Annotated in this window: 16 protein-coding genes and 1 tRNA gene; 9 read left to right on the top strand and 8 right to left on the bottom strand. The window is 45.1% G+C overall.

Annotated features, from left to right (window positions below; all coding sequences use genetic code 11):
- Nucleotides 1-2: 2 nt before the first annotated feature.
- From H7R39_RS00850 to hisG, 5 genes are read left to right on the top strand one after another with little or no spacing between them, the layout of a single operon-like run.
- Nucleotides 3-569 carry a hypothetical protein gene (locus tag H7R39_RS00850; RefSeq protein ID WP_185897555.1) on the top strand — a complete coding sequence of 189 codons (567 nt, stop codon included), beginning with the start codon at nucleotides 3-5 and terminating at the stop codon, nucleotides 567-569.
- Nucleotides 566-1,576 (top strand): PQQ-binding-like beta-propeller repeat protein, encoded by a 1,011-nt coding sequence (locus H7R39_RS00845; protein ID WP_185897554.1) that lies wholly within the window; start codon nucleotides 566-568, stop codon nucleotides 1,574-1,576. Before H7R39_RS00850 ends, H7R39_RS00845 begins: the two co-directional genes overlap by 4 nt.
- Entirely contained in the window at nucleotides 1,573-1,905 is a 333-nt protein-coding gene (locus H7R39_RS00840) for a hypothetical protein (RefSeq protein WP_185897553.1), read from the top strand. The genes H7R39_RS00845 and H7R39_RS00840 overlap by 4 nt, the downstream gene beginning before the upstream one ends.
- Nucleotides 1,892-2,521 (top strand): type III pantothenate kinase, encoded by a 630-nt coding sequence (locus H7R39_RS00835; protein ID WP_185897552.1) that lies wholly within the window; start codon nucleotides 1,892-1,894, stop codon nucleotides 2,519-2,521. Before H7R39_RS00840 ends, H7R39_RS00835 begins: the two co-directional genes overlap by 14 nt.
- Nucleotides 2,515-3,123 (top strand): ATP phosphoribosyltransferase, encoded by a 609-nt coding sequence (gene hisG, locus H7R39_RS00830; RefSeq protein ID WP_122862610.1) that lies wholly within the window; start codon nucleotides 2,515-2,517, stop codon nucleotides 3,121-3,123. Before H7R39_RS00835 ends, hisG begins: the two co-directional genes overlap by 7 nt.
- A gap of 68 nt (nucleotides 3,124-3,191) precedes the next feature.
- On the opposite strand, the gene H7R39_RS00825 is transcribed toward hisG, so the two are convergent.
- From H7R39_RS00825 to gpmI, 7 genes are all read right to left on the bottom strand, one after another.
- Nucleotides 3,192-3,506: a hypothetical protein gene (locus H7R39_RS00825; protein WP_185897551.1), complete on the bottom strand. Its 315-nt coding sequence runs from the start codon at nucleotides 3,504-3,506 to the stop codon at nucleotides 3,192-3,194.
- Nucleotides 3,507-3,601: 95 nt separating this feature from the next.
- Nucleotides 3,602-5,521, bottom strand: coding sequence for an EAL domain-containing protein (locus tag H7R39_RS00820; protein WP_185897550.1), 1,920 nt, complete (start codon nucleotides 5,519-5,521; stop codon nucleotides 3,602-3,604).
- A gap of 51 nt (nucleotides 5,522-5,572) precedes the next feature.
- A complete protein-coding gene (locus H7R39_RS00815; protein ID WP_185897549.1) occupies nucleotides 5,573-6,184 on the bottom strand; it encodes a LysE family transporter in 612 nt (203 codons plus the stop codon).
- 559 nt (nucleotides 6,185-6,743) lie between these two features.
- Nucleotides 6,744-8,906, bottom strand: a complete 2,163-nt coding sequence (locus tag H7R39_RS00810; RefSeq protein ID WP_407644565.1) for an endonuclease MutS2 — start codon at nucleotides 8,904-8,906, stop codon at nucleotides 6,744-6,746.
- Between the two features lie 192 nt (nucleotides 8,907-9,098).
- On the bottom strand, nucleotides 9,099-9,446 hold the full coding sequence (locus tag H7R39_RS00805) for a hypothetical protein (RefSeq protein WP_185897547.1): 348 nt from the start codon (nucleotides 9,444-9,446) through the stop codon (nucleotides 9,099-9,101).
- Entirely contained in the window at nucleotides 9,443-10,786 is a 1,344-nt protein-coding gene (gene murC / locus H7R39_RS00800; RefSeq protein ID WP_185897546.1) for a UDP-N-acetylmuramate--L-alanine ligase, read from the bottom strand. Before murC ends, H7R39_RS00805 begins: the two co-directional genes overlap by 4 nt.
- 225 nt (nucleotides 10,787-11,011) lie before the next feature.
- Nucleotides 11,012-12,490, bottom strand: coding sequence for a 2,3-bisphosphoglycerate-independent phosphoglycerate mutase (gpmI, locus tag H7R39_RS00795; protein WP_185897545.1), 1,479 nt, complete (start codon nucleotides 12,488-12,490; stop codon nucleotides 11,012-11,014).
- A 79-nt stretch (nucleotides 12,491-12,569) separates the two neighbouring features.
- Between gpmI and mraY the strand changes: the two genes are divergently transcribed.
- From mraY to H7R39_RS00775, 4 genes are all read left to right on the top strand, one after another.
- The gene (gene mraY, locus H7R39_RS00790; protein WP_185897544.1) at nucleotides 12,570-13,634 is read left to right on the top strand and encodes a phospho-N-acetylmuramoyl-pentapeptide-transferase; all 1,065 of its coding nucleotides are present in this window, start codon (nucleotides 12,570-12,572) and stop codon (nucleotides 13,632-13,634) included.
- Nucleotides 13,635-13,712: 78 nt separating this feature from the next.
- Nucleotides 13,713-14,975 carry a UDP-N-acetylmuramoyl-L-alanine--D-glutamate ligase gene (gene murD / locus H7R39_RS00785; RefSeq protein ID WP_185897543.1) on the top strand — a complete coding sequence of 421 codons (1,263 nt, stop codon included), beginning with the start codon at nucleotides 13,713-13,715 and terminating at the stop codon, nucleotides 14,973-14,975.
- A 143-nt stretch (nucleotides 14,976-15,118) separates the two neighbouring features.
- Nucleotides 15,119-15,194: transfer RNA gene (locus tag H7R39_RS00780), tRNA-Phe, on the top strand.
- A gap of 340 nt (nucleotides 15,195-15,534) precedes the next feature.
- Nucleotides 15,535-15,948 (top strand): hypothetical protein, encoded by a 414-nt coding sequence (locus H7R39_RS00775; protein WP_103585693.1) that lies wholly within the window; start codon nucleotides 15,535-15,537, stop codon nucleotides 15,946-15,948.
- 37 nt (nucleotides 15,949-15,985) lie between these two features.
- On the opposite strand, the gene H7R39_RS00770 is transcribed toward H7R39_RS00775, so the two are convergent.
- Nucleotides 15,986-16,993: an IS1595 family transposase gene (locus H7R39_RS00770; RefSeq protein ID WP_185897542.1), complete on the bottom strand. Its 1,008-nt coding sequence runs from the start codon at nucleotides 16,991-16,993 to the stop codon at nucleotides 15,986-15,988.
- Nucleotides 16,994-17,158 lie beyond the last annotated feature (165 nt).

The raw sequence follows: 17,158 nt of genomic DNA, 5'->3' as shown, positions 1-17,158 counted from the left end.
ACTTGGCTATCAAAGATGATATTGATTCTATAAAGGAAGAGTTAAATACTCAGGAACAATTTTTAGAAAATATAATAAAAAGCGAAAGATTTTTTAAAAAATATAAAAAAATTATCATCGGCGCGGTCGTTTTGGGCGTCATCGGCGCGGCGGGATACTATATAAACGGCGCATTAAAAGAAAAAGAATTTAAAGCCGCAAACGCCGCTTACGCAAAACTAATACTAAATCCGAAAGACGAGCAGGCAAAAGCCGAGCTAAAGCAAAAAGACGCCTCGCTTTACGCGCTTTACGAGTTTAAAAGAGCGGTTGACAACAACGATACAAACGCGCTAAAGTCGCTATCAAACGAGCAGATCGACCCCCTTTTAAAAGATATCGTAAAGTCTCAGATAAACGAGCCTAGCGGTCAAATTTTAAGCTCGTATAAGGCGGTTATTAGAGGTTACGAGCTGATGAAAGAAAATAAAATCGACGAAGCGAAAAACGAATTTAAGAAGGTTCCGTTAAATTCACAGCTACAATCCATCGTCAAAAATTTAGAACACTATCAAGGAAACGCAAAATGAGAAAATTTCAAGCTATTTTAGCGGCCGCGCTATGCATCGCGGTGCTTGGCGGATGCAGCACGAAAAGGCAGTATTTCGAGCCGACCGATGTGCAAAATGAAAAAATTTCAGAAAACAGACTGCCTGCCAGCATCGCGACGGCAAGCCTAAACGGAGCGGTGCTAAAAAACGGCATGGCCATAACCAAAAACGGCCTACTCTCACCGGAGATAAAGCTACCAAAGGGCGCAACCTTGCTAAATTCCGCCGACGGTAAATTTATCAGCTCCGATTTGGACGGAAATTTGATCGTAGCAAACGGCTCAAACGAGATTTTATTTCAGAAAAAATTTAACGAAGCTATCGTTTCGGCAGCGCTTGAGGGAGATAAGCTAGCCCTTTTAAGCGCAGGCAACGTCATATACCTCATCGACATCGCGACAAACGATACTCTGCTCGAGTTTGAGAGCTCGAGCGTTTATGCGCAAGACTCCCGCGTCGCGGCGCCGTTTTTCATGAGCTCGCTCGTCATCTTTCCTACGCTTGACGGCAAAATCATGATAGTAGATAAAAACCAAGGCCGAATTTTGCGTGACGTAGTCGTGAGCAGCGAACAGTTTTTTAACAACATTATATCTCTAAACGTCGTAAACGACACGATGATAGCTGCCACAGGCAAGCGTATCGTCTCGATAAGTCCAGAAAAAACGGTTTACTATAACGGCGAGATAAAAGACATCGTCATAAACGGCGAATACGTATATATCCTACTAAAAGACGGCAAAATCGTGCTTAGCGATCTAAATTTGCAAAAGATAAAAGATGTGGAATTTAAATTCGCCATCTTTTCAAGCGCCACCGTTCATAACGGCTCGCTTTATATAATGGAAAAAACAGGCTACCTCATCAAGACCGATTTAGCGCTTGAAAATGCCAAAATTTACGAGCTTTCAGACGAGGTCGAGAGCCAAATTTTTGCCGGCGCGAAAGAATTTTACTACGACGATTACAGCTTAGAGCTTAAATGACGAAGCAAGAAATTTATCAAGTTCTGGAAGCCAAAAAGATTATTTTAAAAAATCTAAGCTGGGTGGAGCTTGATAAATTTACTAAAAAAAAGACCCTTGTCGCACTTACGGGCATCGATATGAAGGGATTTTATACGCTTTTATTTTTCCGTAGCGCAAAGGCTAGATTTTTAAGCAAAGAATTTGAAGCGATTGATGAAATAGCTGGCAAAATCGCCGAGCAAACGGGTGTAAATTTTAAGAAAAAAGCTATTTTTTATAGTTCGGATGTCTGCTCGAAAACCGCAAATTTGATGAAAGAAAACGGCTACAAACATGACTCTATGTGACGTAGGCAACACTAACGCCACCTTCTTTGAAAACGGCAAAATCACCAAAATCAAGCTAGAAAATTTTAAAGATTTTAAAAGCGACGAGAAGATTTATTTTATCAGCGTAAACGATGAAGTGACTAAAAGACTGCAAAATTTGCCCAAATTCGTAAATTTAGAGCCGTATTTTGAGCTGGATACCATCTACAACGGCCTAGGTATCGACCGTATCGCTAGCTGCTACGCGGTAAAAAACGGCCTTATTATCGATGCCGGTAGCGCGATAACTATGGACGTTATGATGAACTCGATGCATCTTGGCGGCGCGATCATGCCCGGCATATCGCATGTTTTAAAAACCTACGATGACATCTCGCCGAGACTAAAAATCTCGCTAAATTCACAGATCGACCTCGACGCGCTCCCGCAAAAAACGACCGACGCGGTGAGCTACGGCGTCATAAAACCGATTTTACTTCTCATAGAAAACATGGCAAACGGCTCAAAAATATACTTCACGGGCGGCGACGGCGAGTTTTTGTCGCGCTTTTTTACCGACAGTATCTACGACCGTATGCTCGTTTTTCGCGGGATGCAAAAATTAATCGAACAAAAAAAGGACATTTTATGCTAACGGTTGCTCTACCGAAAGGTCGCATCGCCGACGAAACGCTCGCGATTTTTAGGAAAATTTTTCAAAGCTCATTTGAGTTTGAGGACAGAAAACTGCTGATGAGCGAGGGCGATTTTAAATTTCTAATGGTTCGCAACCAAGATATCCCGACCTACGTCGTGAACGGCGCTGCGGATATCGGCGTGGTGGGCCTTGACGTACTCGATGAGCATCGCCCCGACGTCGTGCGCCTACTTGATCTAAAGATCGGCAAATGCCGCGTCTGCGTGGGTATCAAAGAGGGTGAGGAGCTAAATTTAAACGCTCCCGAGCTAAAGATCGCCACCAAAATGCCGCACATCTCGCGCAACTATTTCGCCGCAAAGGCCACCGCGCTAAAGATCATCAAACTATACGGCTCGATCGAGCTAGCACCGCTGGTCGGGCTAGCCGACGCTATCGTGGACGTCGTAGAAACGGGCACGACGATGAAGCAAAACGGGCTAAGAGTCGCCGAGACCATCATGCATAGCTCTGCGCACCTCATCGCAAACAAAAATAGCTTTATCATCAAAAAAGACGAAATTTTATCGCTCTACGAAAAGATCAAGGCGCAAATTTAAGCTAAATTTTACTTACGACATATATTAAACGAGCCGTGCGCGATAAACATCGCTCGCGCCTCTTTTGTTTATATCAATTTCAACAATCTTACTTGGGCTGCAAAACTTATTGCCACAACAAATTTGACAAAATTTGAGCTTAGCGCGTAGTTTATAAGTGCATTACAGATGAGTGGGCGCAAATCAAACAAGAATACAGCACTGCGTAATTTTAGGCGCTTTAAATATACCGCCAACTCCATTAAATCAACATCAAGGGTGTTTAAATTTAGCCACTTTCCGCCAAACGAGCTTATTTTTGCCTCATCAAATTTACCTACACTCACCGCGCTACGCCAAGTCAAATTTGCAAAATCTGCGCATTGAGATAAATTAGTCCACAACTCGAATTCCTCACCAAATTTAGCGATAAAATTTAATCCGCTCCGTATTTGCGACTATTTGCAAGGAGTAATTTAATAAACTCCAAAGCCAGGCTTTAGCGCAGGCTATCGCTAGGTTCGCCCAGATAAAAGCCCTGAAATTCATCCACGCCAAGCTCCACGCAAGTATCATAGACCTCTTTTGAGCGGACGAATTCAGCGATCACCGTGATATCAAGCTTCTTTGCAAATGCGATGATAGCGCCCGTTATGACGCGAGAGTCCTCGTTCGTGTCGATATTTTTGATGATGGAGCCGTCGATTTTGATGTAGTCTGGCTTTAGTTTTAGGATATACGAGAAGTTGCTGTATCCAGAGCCAAAGTCGTCTATAGCGATCTTTGCACCCATCCTGCGCACGCGGTCGATAAATACTCCGATGCGCTCGATGTTTTCGATATTTTCATCTTCCAAGATCTCAAATATCACGCGTCCGGCGACTTTATATTTGTTCATTTTTTCGATGATAAACACGCTCACGTCGCCGTCGGTCATATCGCGTCCGGATAAATTTATCGAAATCATCGCATCAGGCCTCTCGGCGATCAGCTTAAAGCTTTTTTCGATCAGCATTTTTTCGATATCGGTGTAGCGTTTGATGCGCTTTGAAACCTCCAAAAAGACGCTCGGAGAGATGATTTCGTTACTGTTTTGGATGCGGATTAAAGTTTCATACTTTACGATTCGCTTTTCTTTATTAAATATCGGCTGATAAAACGGCACGATCTTGTCGTTTATGATGGCGTTTCGTATCATATTTGAGCGAGTGATCTGCTCGGCGTATTGCGGCGTATCGTCGATGTTTTTAAAGTAGCAAAAATAATCCTTACCGCTTTGCTTAGCAAACTCAAGCGCCGTCATCGCCTTTTTAAGCGTGTCTGATTCATCTAGCGCAAAGCCCACCGTACAGTGGATCTCGATCTCGCTTTGTTCGCCGTCCTCGGCTATCACGTCGATGACTAGGCCTTTGATGTTATCTAAAAGCTCGTTTGCCAGATCCTCGTATCTATCGATAAAGAGCTCCGCATCCTCGACCAGCGCAAACTGATCTGGTCCGACGCGGTAAACGGTCATGCCGTTATCCTCGGCGAATTTTTTCGAGACTTCCGTCATTTTTATCAAAATTTGATCGCAAACCGAGGCGCCGAAATAGTTATTCATCTTCCTAAACTCATCGATATCCATGACGATGACTTTAGGATTTTTCATATCCGCCGTATCGCGCTCGAGGGCTACTTTATTTGGCAAGCCGGTAAGATCGTCGCTATAAAGACGCCTTTGCATTTCGGCATTTTTTTCCAGGAGCTTTTCGTTGCTTTTTACTAGCGAAATTTGATTATCACGGATACCTCTATAAAAGAGAAAATACTGAAAAATACAAATGAACGCCATAACGCCCGTCACGATGAACGTATTTTTCATATTTACGATAAACCACTCTCCAAAAAGCGGATCGTCCAAGCCTGAAATTTTGACGTTGTGAATCATGTTGTAGCCAAGGATCACGTCGCCTATTTTCTTAAAATAGCAAACCTCGGCCTTGTTGTCCTGTATGAGATTTATGCGCTTATATACGCCGTTTTGTTTTAAATTTACGTGAGCTTTGCCGTCCATCTCGCAAAATTTATACGGCAAAACTTCGCCTATCAAATTTGGATGCTGCGAGCTAGCTAGGACTAGGAGTTCGCCTTTTTCGCCCGCTTGTTTAAATATCCAAGACGGCACGGCCTTAGTAGCCTCAGAGTAGCGCTGAAACTCCTTTATATCGCCTTTTGCTATATTTTTATATATGATTTGAATTATATTCATAAAGGCCTCGGCCTTCTCGTTAACGGTTACGTTTGACGGGTAGTTAGTCGAGTCCTGAAATTTATTATAAAATATAAAAGATATTACCAGAAACGAGCAGATCACGAGCACGGCGATCGGCAGGACGATGAACTGAGTCATCGATTTTTTAATATCAAAATTTTGCATTAAACTTCTCTAAAAATTTGTTGCCATTTTATCATTATTTACTTAAGTTAATTATAAAAACTCTAATTTATAAAAATATAATTTATAAAGTAAAAAGAAAGCAAACCCCAGCAAAATGACCGCACACACGTAGTTTAGCCATTTTGCGACGTTTTGCGAGATAAATTTGGCGCTTTTATGCACGGCAAACGGCATAGAAACGATCCAGATAAATATCGCCGCGACTAGCCCCGCTACGACCGCGCCCGCGTTTTCAAAGCTTTTGGCAAAGCCTGCCACGCTAAGCCAAAATCCGACGGTGTACGGGTTTGCAAGCGTGGCAAAAAGGCCTTTTGCGTAGTTTTTACCAAATTTTACTTCACCACCCTGTGCGTCCGCCGTTACAGGCCTATTGGCATTTTTAAAGATGACGCAAGATATGTAGGCTAGGTAGCAAAATCCAAAAATCCCGATGAATTTTTCTACCGTTTCGCCCTGCAAATACTCAAGCACGCCAAACGCCAAAAGCAGCAGATACGCCACGTCCGCGCTCATAGCACCCAGCCCGATAGCAAACGCCGACCAAAACGACCTTACCGCAGCGCTCATTATCATCACGTTTACGGGCCCCAGCGGTACCGCCGCGCTAAAACCTAGCAGCAAGCCCTGCAAAAACGCGTCCATATTCATCCTTTTTGATTTTTGTATTTTGGATTTTACCTAAATTTGAGAGATTTCTAGGTCGTTAAATTTGACGAGATGGGCGGATTTAAATTTGAACTAAATATGCAAATTTGACTTTGGGATTTGGAAATTTACCCGCCGAGACCTGCACCTTTAAGATGCTAAATTTGGTTTGGTTAAATTTAGTGTTGCAAATTTGGCTTCCTAGCGTAAAAAACAACCATTTAAGGTTGTTTTTTACTTTGTTGTAAAGGAGGTGGGGGCTTGAATTGCGATCGCTCCCACCCCTTTAATCCTCCCCTACGACGCTTTTAGGGTGGCGACGCTGCTTTGCTTGCGCAAAGCGTCGCAGGTTTTAACTCTAAATTTGAAGTTTTCAAGGTGCGGGTCTCGGCGGGTAAAATTTACAATTGAACGTAAAAAGTTAAGGCGAAGTATCGTGAGATGATTTTTGAGTTTTTAAGCAAAAATGAGCGTGCGCTAGGCATATAGCCTGCGGAGCGAAAATTTTGCGAAATCTCGGAAAAGCGCTCGCGAGACGAGCTGTAAATTTTTAAATTTACAGCCGCACTATCTGCGCTCCAAATCCCCCCTGCCCCGCCGGCGCGTCAAAAAACTCCTTCACGCTCGGATGCTCGCGCAAGAAGTTTTTGACCGCGTAGGCGAGCTTGCCCGTGCCGATGCCGTGATACACCTGCACCTCGTCAAAGCCCATCACTAGGCTATCTGAGATAAATTTATCCAGCTTTTGCACCGCTTCGTCAGCGCGCAAGCCGTGCAGATCGAGCGTGACGCTAGCGTTTTGCGGTTTTTGCACGCTTAGATTTATGCCCGATTTTTTCGCGGGTGCTGGCGTTTCGCCGCTGATTTTTAGCTGATTTATCGGTACGCGCATGCTCACGTTGTCGGTTTGTATCACGGCATCGTTTTTACCGAGACTTGTCACGACGCCTTTGATCTTGCCGTATTTGACGCGGTCGCCGACTTTTAGCTCGGGTGCGGCGGAGATTTCTGGCTTTTGCACGGCGCGTTTAGCCTCGTTTGCGCGGTTTAGGGCGCGCTGTTTTTCTTTGGTATCGTCTAGATTTATCGCTCGCCTAGCCTCGTTTATCGCCTTGAAATACTCCCGCTCTAGCCGCGTTATAACCTCGTGTTGCTCGGCCTCGGCGCGCTCTTTTTGCTCTTTTAAATTTTCGATTAGAGAGTCTAGCTTTTGCTCTTTTTTCTCGGCGCTTTCGAGCTTTTCTTTGAGCTGCACCTCTAAATTTAACGTCTTTGTGATGATTTCGTTTAGATTTTCTTTGTCTTCGCCGTAGATTTTTTTCGCCTGGGCGACCAAATTTGCCGCGATACCGTATCTAGCCGCGGTCTCAAAGGCGTATGATTTGCCGATCGTACCCTTTAAAAACTCAAATTTAGGCCGCGAGTTTTCCTCGTCATATAGCGCGGCGACGAGCTCGACGTCCGGGTTTTTAGCTAGCAGCATCGCAAGGCGCTTGTGGTGGGTGGTGATGATCATCTTGATATCCTGACCCATCAGCCGCTCGATCATCACGCCGTACAGGCTCGCCGCCTCCTCAAAATCCGTTCCAAGCTCAATCTCATCGACTCCGATGAGCAGATTTTTCTTCGTAAAAAGCTTGGAAAAATGCACCATGCGCCCGGCAAAGGTCGATATGTCGTTTTTCACGTTTTGCGGATCCTCGATGATGGCGTCAAATTCCTTGAAATTTCCGATCTGCGAATTTTGCGCGTTTATGCGCATCGGAAGTAGGTATTTAGCTAGAAAGGCTGCGGCTATCAGCGATTTTAGCAGCATCGATTTACCGCCTGCGTTTACGCCCGTGATAAGTAGCACCTTTTTGCTAAAGTCGATGCTGATGCTTTTTGGATTTTTTAGCGCGGGATGGGCGAAATTTGCTAGCTTTAAATTTGACCCGCCGCTTGGCAGCACGAACTCAAAATCAGCGCTTTTAGCCGTAAAAACCCGCGCGCAGTAGGCGTCAAATACGTCAAACGCGCCGTTTATAAATTTCAGAAACGGCAAGCCCTTGTGCATCGCGGAGCTAAAAATTTTGCAGTGTTCGTAGACGATCTGCTCTTTTTTATCCAGCAACTCGCTTTGCTCTTTTTTGAGTTTTTGGATGTTTTCGGGCGCGACGTAGAAGTATCCGCCCGAGCTTCTAGCCACGACCGTGCCCTTTAGCACGTGGTTAAACCCGCCTCGCACGAGCAGCGCCTCGACCGAGCTGATGTAGTGCACCTGCGTATCGACGAGGTAGGGCGCGATAGATTTTGAGTAGATGAGGCGGCGTAGATCGGCGTCTATTTGCGCTCTTTTGGCGCTAAACGCGTCTCTGATACCACCTAGACGCTCGTCTACTTCGTCTTTTAGCTCGCCGTTTTTGTCAAATGAATTTGCGAGCTTTAGCATCGGCTGCGGGATCTCGATTTTAGCGAGCCACTCGCCTAGTTTGCCTTCAAATTTGAGCGTTTTTAGGTAGGTAAAGTAGCTGATTATCTTAGCAAACTCGAAAATCTCGCTCACGTGCAGCGTGGCTTGTTTGCTAAGGCGCATAAGCGCGTCGTCTAGGTTTTGAGCCGGTGCGGGCGGATCAAACTGCTTTTGCGAGAGTTCTAAAATTTTCTCATAATGCAACCTGCTGTCGCCCGCCATAAAAAGCGGCTTTGGGCGCGCTAGAAAGGAGTTAAACCGCTCCATATAGCCTTGCAGGTCTAAAATTTTTATAAGCCGCTCAAAGCCTTCCGCGTTTGTAAATTCTTTTTGCTCTCGGTGCGCCGCGGCGTCAAAGACATCGCCGTTTCTTTGCTCGCGATAGACGTTATTTTCGAGCCCGTTCGTCTCCCAAACGCCGCCTTGGGTCAAATTTTGATTATCTTTAAAATTTCGCAATTATTCGCCTTTAAATTCGCAGCCATCAAGCGCGATCTTGACGCTGTTTAGCTCCTTTGCCGCGCGTTTAGCGACAAAAGAGGATGTACCGAACTCATAGTTAAATTTAGTGTTATTTACGTCGAAATTTCCGCATTTTAGGGTTTTGCCTTGGTTAAAAAGCGCGACTAGCTCCAGCCTTTTGCCCTGCTCGCTTTCTAGTCTGATCTCGTAAAAATACAGCGCCGCCGCGACAAAAATCACCGAAAAAGTGATGATAAATTTCGCCTTTTTGCTTAGCTTCTCGTCGCTCACGCTAAATATCGCGATCGCGGCAAGCACGCCTAAAAGTACGATTATGACCCTCATGCGTCGCCTCGCAGCTGATACGTGATGTCGCCCGCGCCAAAGCCGATCACTAGGCCGTCATCGAGCAGGTTTTTCACGCCAAACTCGTCCGTAAAAGCAATCCCCTCGCCCTCGCGCGCGACTTTTTGCGTCATCACTGGGTTGTAGCGTTTAAATTCCTCCTTTAAATTTATATCTATCGGCGTCTCGCCCGCGGCGTAAACAGGCAGGATAACTAGCTCGTCTATACCGTCAAAGCACTCCTTAAAGCCCTGCAAATTTGCGCTCAGACGCGTAAATCTGTGCGGCTGAAAGATCGCCGTGATCTTGGTGATGCCTAGTAGTTTGGCATACTCAAAGACCGATTGCAAAGTAGCCTTGATCTCAGTAGGATGATGCGCGTAGTCGTCGATGAGTACGAATTTCCTGCTCGCTGTTAGGATATCGAAGCGCTTTTTGATACCTTTAAAATTTAGCAAATTTTGCCTAATTTGCGCCAGAGAGGTTTCATTTAGCGCCGCAAGTATGGCTAGCGACGCGTCCACGGCGATGTGCTCGCCCATGCCCAGTACTTCAAATTTGCCTAAATTTTTTAGATTAAACGCGGTATAGGGCACGAAATCGCGCACGATCATACTAAGCTCGGTGATATCGACGCTCGGATAAAGGCGCACGGCATCTAGCTTGAGCGTGCCTAAAAACTCGTCCTCGGCGTTTATCACGCGCACCTTGGCTCGCTCCAAAAAGCCTCGATACGCCGCGTGAAATTTCTCCAAATCATAGCCGTAATGCTCCATATGCTCGGGTTCGGCGTTGGTCACGACGGCTAGATACGGGTTTGAGTTAAGAAAGCTACTATCGCTCTCGTCGGCTTCGAAAATGACGTTGTCGCAGGGCTCGTATTTCATATTTGAGCCAAACTGCTTGGCGATCGCACCGATGATGACCGAGCCCTCCACGAGGCTAGAGAGCATCGCTGAGGTCGTGCTTTTGCCGTGCGCGCCCGCTACCGAAAACACGCGCTTGCCCTCAAGCACCATCGGCAGCGCCTCTTTGCGCGATAGGCACTGCAAGCCTTTGCTTCGCGCTTCGACGAGCTCGATGTTGTCGGGCTTTATCGCGGCCGAGTAGATGACGAAGTCCTGATCCTTGATCGCGGCCTTGCTGTGCGGCGTGATGACGTCGATGCCCTGCGCGGCTAGCTCGCGCGTGGTCGGGCTTTCTTTGATGTCGCTACCGCTGATGATGAAGCCTTTTTCATGCAAAAACCGCGCGATCGCCGAGATGCCGATACCGCCGATACCGATAAAATGGACCTTTTTACGCTCGATTTTGAAATTTTTTTGACTTGAATTTTCCATTGATTTTCCCTTAAATTTATTAGGGCGATTTTAGCAAAAATGAAATTTTGGGATGCTGAAAAGATGAAATTTATGTGGATTTTAGCAGTTTTACGGCGGCGCTTAGGACGCGGCGGAGTTTGAATTTAGATTCAAATTTGACCCGCCATATAAAGAACTAGTTCGCTTTAAATTTAAGCCTCGGCGGGTCGTTGATATAAAATTAAGCTTCAAAAACGGGTTAAATTAAAACAGCGCCTCGTCCATCTCGGCGGGTTTTTCGATGCCCATCAGTGCTAAAACGCTCGCGGCTATATTGTTTAGACCGCCCGCTTTTACCGCCTTTACGCCCTCGCCCATCACGAAACAAAATACGTCAAAAGTCGTGTGGTTGGTTAGCAGATTGCCCTGCGCGTCCTTCATCTGCTCGCAGTTGCCGTGGTCGCTCGTGATGATTAGCGCGTAGTTTTTCTCTTTAGCCTTTGCCACGATGCGTCCCAGCGCCGCATCCACGGCCTCGACCGCCTTTACCGCCGCGTCAAATTCGCCCGTATGCCCGACCATATCGCCGTTTGCAAAATTTACCACGATAAAGTCTTGTCCGTCTTCCACCCCTTTTAGCACTGCTTCGCACACGGCCTGCGCGCTCATTTCGGGCTTTTCGTCGTAGGTTTTTACTTTGGGGCTTGGCACCAGCACCCTAGTTTCGTTTTGGGCGAGCTCCTCGACGCCGCCGTTAAAGAAAAAGGTCACGTGCGCGTATTTCTCGGTCTCGGCGGTGTGCAGCTGCGTTAGGCCCGCGTTTGCGACGACCTCGGCAAGGGTATTTTTTAGCTTTTCGTTTTCAAATAGCACGGGAAAGGCGAAATTTGCGTCGTATTCGGTCATCGTGAGTAGATTTTTAACGACGAACAGGCGCGCAAATTCGCTAAAATTTTCATCGCCCAAAGCCGCCGCGATCTCGCGCACGCGGTCGTTTCTAAAATTTATAAATATCACGCCGTCATCCTCGCCTATCCCCTCAAATCCGCCAAAGCTAGCCGGCACGATAAACTCATCCGTCACGCCCGCCTCGTAGCTTTGCATGACGTATTCTAGCGGCGAGATGGTTTGCGCGTTTTCTCCGCGCGCCATCGCGTCGTAGGCCGTTTTTACCCGCTCCCAGCGCTTGTCGCGGTCCATCGCGTAAAATCTACCGCTAACGCTAGCTAGCTTAAAGCCCACATTTTGCGCCTTTTCTTGCAGTGATTTTATGAAAGCCAGCCCGCTTTTTGGACCCACGTCGCGACCGTCGGTTATCGCATGAGCGCATACTTCGCAACCGTTTGCGACCGCAAGAGAGCACATCGCGTCAAAGTGGTTCATGTGCGAATGCACGCCGCCGTCGCTGTAAAGCCCGACGACGTGGACGCACTTGCAGGTTTTAAACAAATTTAAAAGCTTTTGGCTTTTAGCCAGTGAGCCGTTTTCAAAACCGAGCGAAATTTTTACCAAATTTTGATACAAAACCCGCCCGCTACCGATGCACATGTGTCCGACCTCGCTGTTTCCCATCTGTCCGTCGGGTAGGCCCACTGCTAGGCCCGAGGTTTTTATGAGCGCGTTTGGGATGTTTTTAAACAACCAGTCGTATGTGGGCTTTTTTGCCGCCGCAAATGCGTTAAATTCGCTACTTTCATTGTATCCGATGCCGTCGGTGATCACCAAAATAGTTTTTTGCGCCATTTTTAAATTTTTGCCTTAAATTTAGATATTTTTTAACGGCATTATACTAAAATTAGTTTTTTTTAAAATAAAGGTCTTTATGTTTTACTATATTTATGAATTCTTAAATTTTAATATCTTTCAATACATCACCGTTCGCGCGGGCTTTTCGTTTTTCATCGCATTTTGCTTGACCGTTTGGGCGCTGCCTAAATTTATCGCGTGGGCAAAGGCCAAAAACGCCGCCCAGCCCATCTACGAGCTAGCTCCGCAAACGCACCAAAAAAAGGCCAAAACGCCGACGATGGGCGGGCTCGTCTTTATCGGAGCCGCACTTGCGGCGAGCGTGATCTGCGCGCGTCTTGATAATGTTTTCGTCTTCGCCTCGCTTATCTGTCTTGCGGGCTTTACGGCGCTTGGGTTTAAAGACGACTATCGCAAAATTTCAGGTGGCAAAAACCACGATGGACTAAGCCCTAGAGCCAAGCTCGCGGCGCAAATTTTGATCGCCTTTGCAGTTTCTTCGATGCTGTATTTGCAAGGCGAGCTGGGAAGTAAATTTTACCTACCGTTTTACAAATTTCCGGTGCTTGATCTAGGCGTTTTTGCGGTGGCTTTTTGGACGCTCGTCATCGTCGCAGCCTCAAATGCGGTAAATTTAACCGACGGCCTAGACGGGCTAGCTACGGTGCCTGCGGTGTTTTCGCTGCTGACTTTGGGCGTATTTGCCTACATCTGCGGACACGCGGTGTTTAGCTCGTATTTACTTTTGCCCAAGATCGCGGGCGTGGGCGAGACGGTCGTAGTAGCCGCCGCTCTGATCGGCTCGCTGATGGGATTTTTGTGGTTTAACTGCCATCCGGCCGAGGTTTTTATGGGCGACAGCGGGAGCCTCAGCGTAGGCGCATATATCGGCCTCATGGGCGCGATGACGAAAAACGAAATCCTGCTCATCATCATCGGCTTTGTATTCGTGATGGAGACTTTGAGCGTGATTTTGCAGGTCGGAAGCTTTAAAATTTTTAAAAAGAGAATTTTCCTAATGGCACCGATACATCATCATTTTGAGATAAAAGGCTGGGTGGAAAATAAGATCATCGTGAGATTTTGGCTAATCGCCGTTTTGGCAAATTTGATCGCCATGACCGCGTTAAAAATCAGGTAAATTTAGCGCAAGCAAAACGGCTAAAAGCTGAGCCGGGCGCAGACGAGAAACGCAAATTTTAGGGGCAAAGGGGAGAAAATGAGAAAATCGCTATTTGGCTACGGCGGCACGACGCGCGCGATCGCGAAAAACTTCGGCAAAGAGGGCAGCTGGGACATCTACGACGATAAATTTAGCGAGATCTCGAGCGACGAATGGGACAACACTCTACTGCCGCCAAACCTTTTCGTGCCAGAAAAAAGCAGCCTAGAGATCCCGAGCCCCGGCTTTCCGCCAAGCCACGAGCTGGTTAAAAAAGCGCAAAATCTCATCAGCGAGTACGACTATTTTTACAAAATTTACGGCACCAAAATGCCCTTTACCGTCTGGATCAGCGGCACGAACGGCAAAACCACGACGACGAAGATGGCACAGCACCTGCTGGAGCGCTACGGCTCGGTAATGGGCGGCAACGTCGGGGTTCCGCTCGCAGACCTTGACGTAAACGCCAAAATTTGGGTGCTAGAGACCAGTTCCTTTACGATGCACTACACGAACGCCGCGACGCCCGGCATATACGCGCTTTTGCCTATCACGCCCGATCACCTCAGCTGGCACGGCGACTTTGCCGAGTATGAGCGCGCCAAGCTAAAACCGCTAGCTATGATGGGCGAAAACACGGTCGCGATCCTACCCAAAATTTACGCCGGGACGCCGACTAAAGCGAAGGTGATAAGCTACGAAAACGAGGCGGATTTGGCCCGGTTTTGCGGCGTAAATCTAAACGATATCGCCTTTAAAACTCCATTTTTAACGGACGCTCTTTTGGCGCTTGCTATCCAGAAAATTTTGCTCGATAGGTGCGACGCACGGCTACTAAACGACTTTATCATCGAGGGCAACAAGCTCGAGGAGTTTCGCGACGCGCGCGGACGCACGTGGGTCAACGACACGAAGGCGACCAACATCGATGCGAGCATCCAAGCCGTAAAGCGATATGAGGGCAAATTTTTGCATTTGATTTTAGGCGGCGACGATAAGGGCGTAGATATGCGGCCGCTTTTTGAAGCCTTGCGCGGCGCTAAGGCGCAAATTTACGCTATCGGCTCAAATACGGACATGCTAATGAATCTTGCGGGCGAGTTTAAAATCCCGGCCGTAAAATGCGAGCTTTTAAACGTCGCAGTCGGCGAGATAGATAAACGTTTTAAATTTGACGGAGCTGCTAAGGCTAGCGCAAACAGCGAAAATTTGGACGAGATAGCGCTCTTAAGCCCTGCTGCGGCGAGCCTAGATCAGTTTAGTAGCTACGTAGAGCGGGGTGATGAATTTAAAAAAGCGATCTTAAATTTACAAATTTGACGCGATATTTGCGCCGTAAAGCCGCTAAATTTGAGTGACTGCCTTTAAAATAAATTTCGTATTTTAAAAAATAGCCGAATTTTACGCATTTAACCAAAATTTAAGTATCAAGTGGCTAAAATCACATTTCTTTTTAACAGCGTGGTTGGATAGCTCAGTCGGTAGAGCAGCAGACTGAAAATCTGCGTGTCGGCAGTTCGATTCTGCCTCTAACCACCATTACCCATTTTTTACAATCTAAAGCACTTTTTAAAACCCCCTAAAATACGCCCTTTGAGCAATTTTACCCCTAAAAAACAGTCTAAACTAGTCAGGCAAAGCTAAAGATTTAAAAGTATTTTAAAAGTATTTTTGGCAAAATTCTAAAAGTCAAGCGAAAAAATATTTTTAAAACTCTCCAAATACCCTATTCATCGGGCTTACAAAGCACTCCAAAAAATATTTTAAAACGCTTGAAACGCTTAAAATAGCGATATTATGTATCAAACGCACCTAGACCTATATAAATATTTCAGCTAAAATTTAGCTAAAAATATCTTGCAAAGGTCTAAGAATAAATATGGCTCAATCTCACGTAATCTCTGCATTGATTGAAAAACATTCCGAACTTCAAGGAGAGATACGCTACTATCAAGATTTACTGCAAGAACTAAAAACCAACCTAGATACCATAACTAAATCCATAAGAGTATTTGATCCTAGCTTTGATACTAAGCAAATAAAGATAAAACTACATAGAAAGAACTATTTTGGACATGGTAGGCTTATGAGAAATGTAATAGAGATAGTAAAGAATAATAGTAAGGTAACACCACAACAAGTAGTAGATAAAATCAAGGAACAACACGACGCCATAAACATCAATTACATAAAAACTACCGTATATGGAGTGATGTATAAACTTGTGGATAGAAGAATTTTTAAGTTAGAAGTTGTTAATGGAGTAAAGTTGTATTCAATAAACAATGACTAGCCATAATATTTATCAATAGCGTGGTGCAAGAATCAGATCAAGCTCCCAATCTCTCCGCTACCCTATGATTACCTTGCCAGTATCCACAGAATTCATTTGAAATCGGAGCTTCTAAGCACTTTCTTAATATATCTCTGCTTATATTTGCATTATTCATTCTCCTAGTATCCTCACGATATGCTATCTCGTTAGCATAGTTTGAGAGATAAAGAACTCCGATCTTATGAACTTGTCCGTATTGCATACGTCTAAAACGAGCGTTATAGCTCTCTGATTGATTATTATTTTCTCCTTGCGGACCACTGTATTCTATTTCATGTGTTACTACTTGATGATTATAATGAGCTGATAAATCAGAGTATCCATTGTTCTCATCAGTATGAATTTCACTTCCTACTTGTATAAATTTCCTTGTGATTTTATTAATATCAATAGGGTTTTCACTCTTTAAAACAAACGTCCTGGTTCTGTTTGCTCCACTTCCAAATTCGTTTCTTTGACGCAGTGATATTACCACTCTCTTGCTAGGTTTTACTACTTTTCGCCTATCTATTCTTTTGCTTCTATGATTTTTAGGTCTTATGTAGTGTCCCACATATACTCCATCTAACTCACAAATTCCTTGAAACTGCTTATCATCTTGATACTCCATTAAGCTTTCTCTTATTTTATGAAGCAATACAAAAGCTGTTTTATATTGCACGTTTAACTCCCTACTTAATTGAAGTGCCGATAAACCTTTAGCAGAATTTGTAAAAAGAGCGATCGCCATTAGTATAGCTTGAAGTGAGAGTTTGTGACCGTGAAAGATAGTGCCACTAGTTACGCTAAATCTCTTTTGGCATTCCATACATTTAAACTCATTTCTAGTTTTTATGAAGCAAATTTTGCTGCAATTCCCACATATAGGACATATCGGGTTGCCGTCATTCTCAAACCATCTTATCTTGGCAAAATGAGCTAATGCTTGTTTATCTGTCATCTTGGCGATTTGAATTAAGGAGAGACCTCTTGCAGAGGCGGATAGTAAGAAGTGTTGTGCCATTGTGTCCTCCTTTTTGTTATAAATTTAGATCATAGTAGAGCCTTTTTATATTTTTGAGATTGTATTATATTCTATTATATATTTAAAAAAGCTTAATATCATATATAATCGGGTATTTTATTAGTGCTATAATATATGATAAATTAAAAATAAATTTATTAAGTT

Source organism: Campylobacter massiliensis (assembly GCF_014253065.1).
Lineage (GTDB): Bacteria > Campylobacterota > Campylobacteria > Campylobacterales > Campylobacteraceae > Campylobacter_A > Campylobacter_A massiliensis.
Note: the sequence above shows the minus strand (reverse complement) of the source record. Positions and strands in the feature narration are given on the sequence as shown.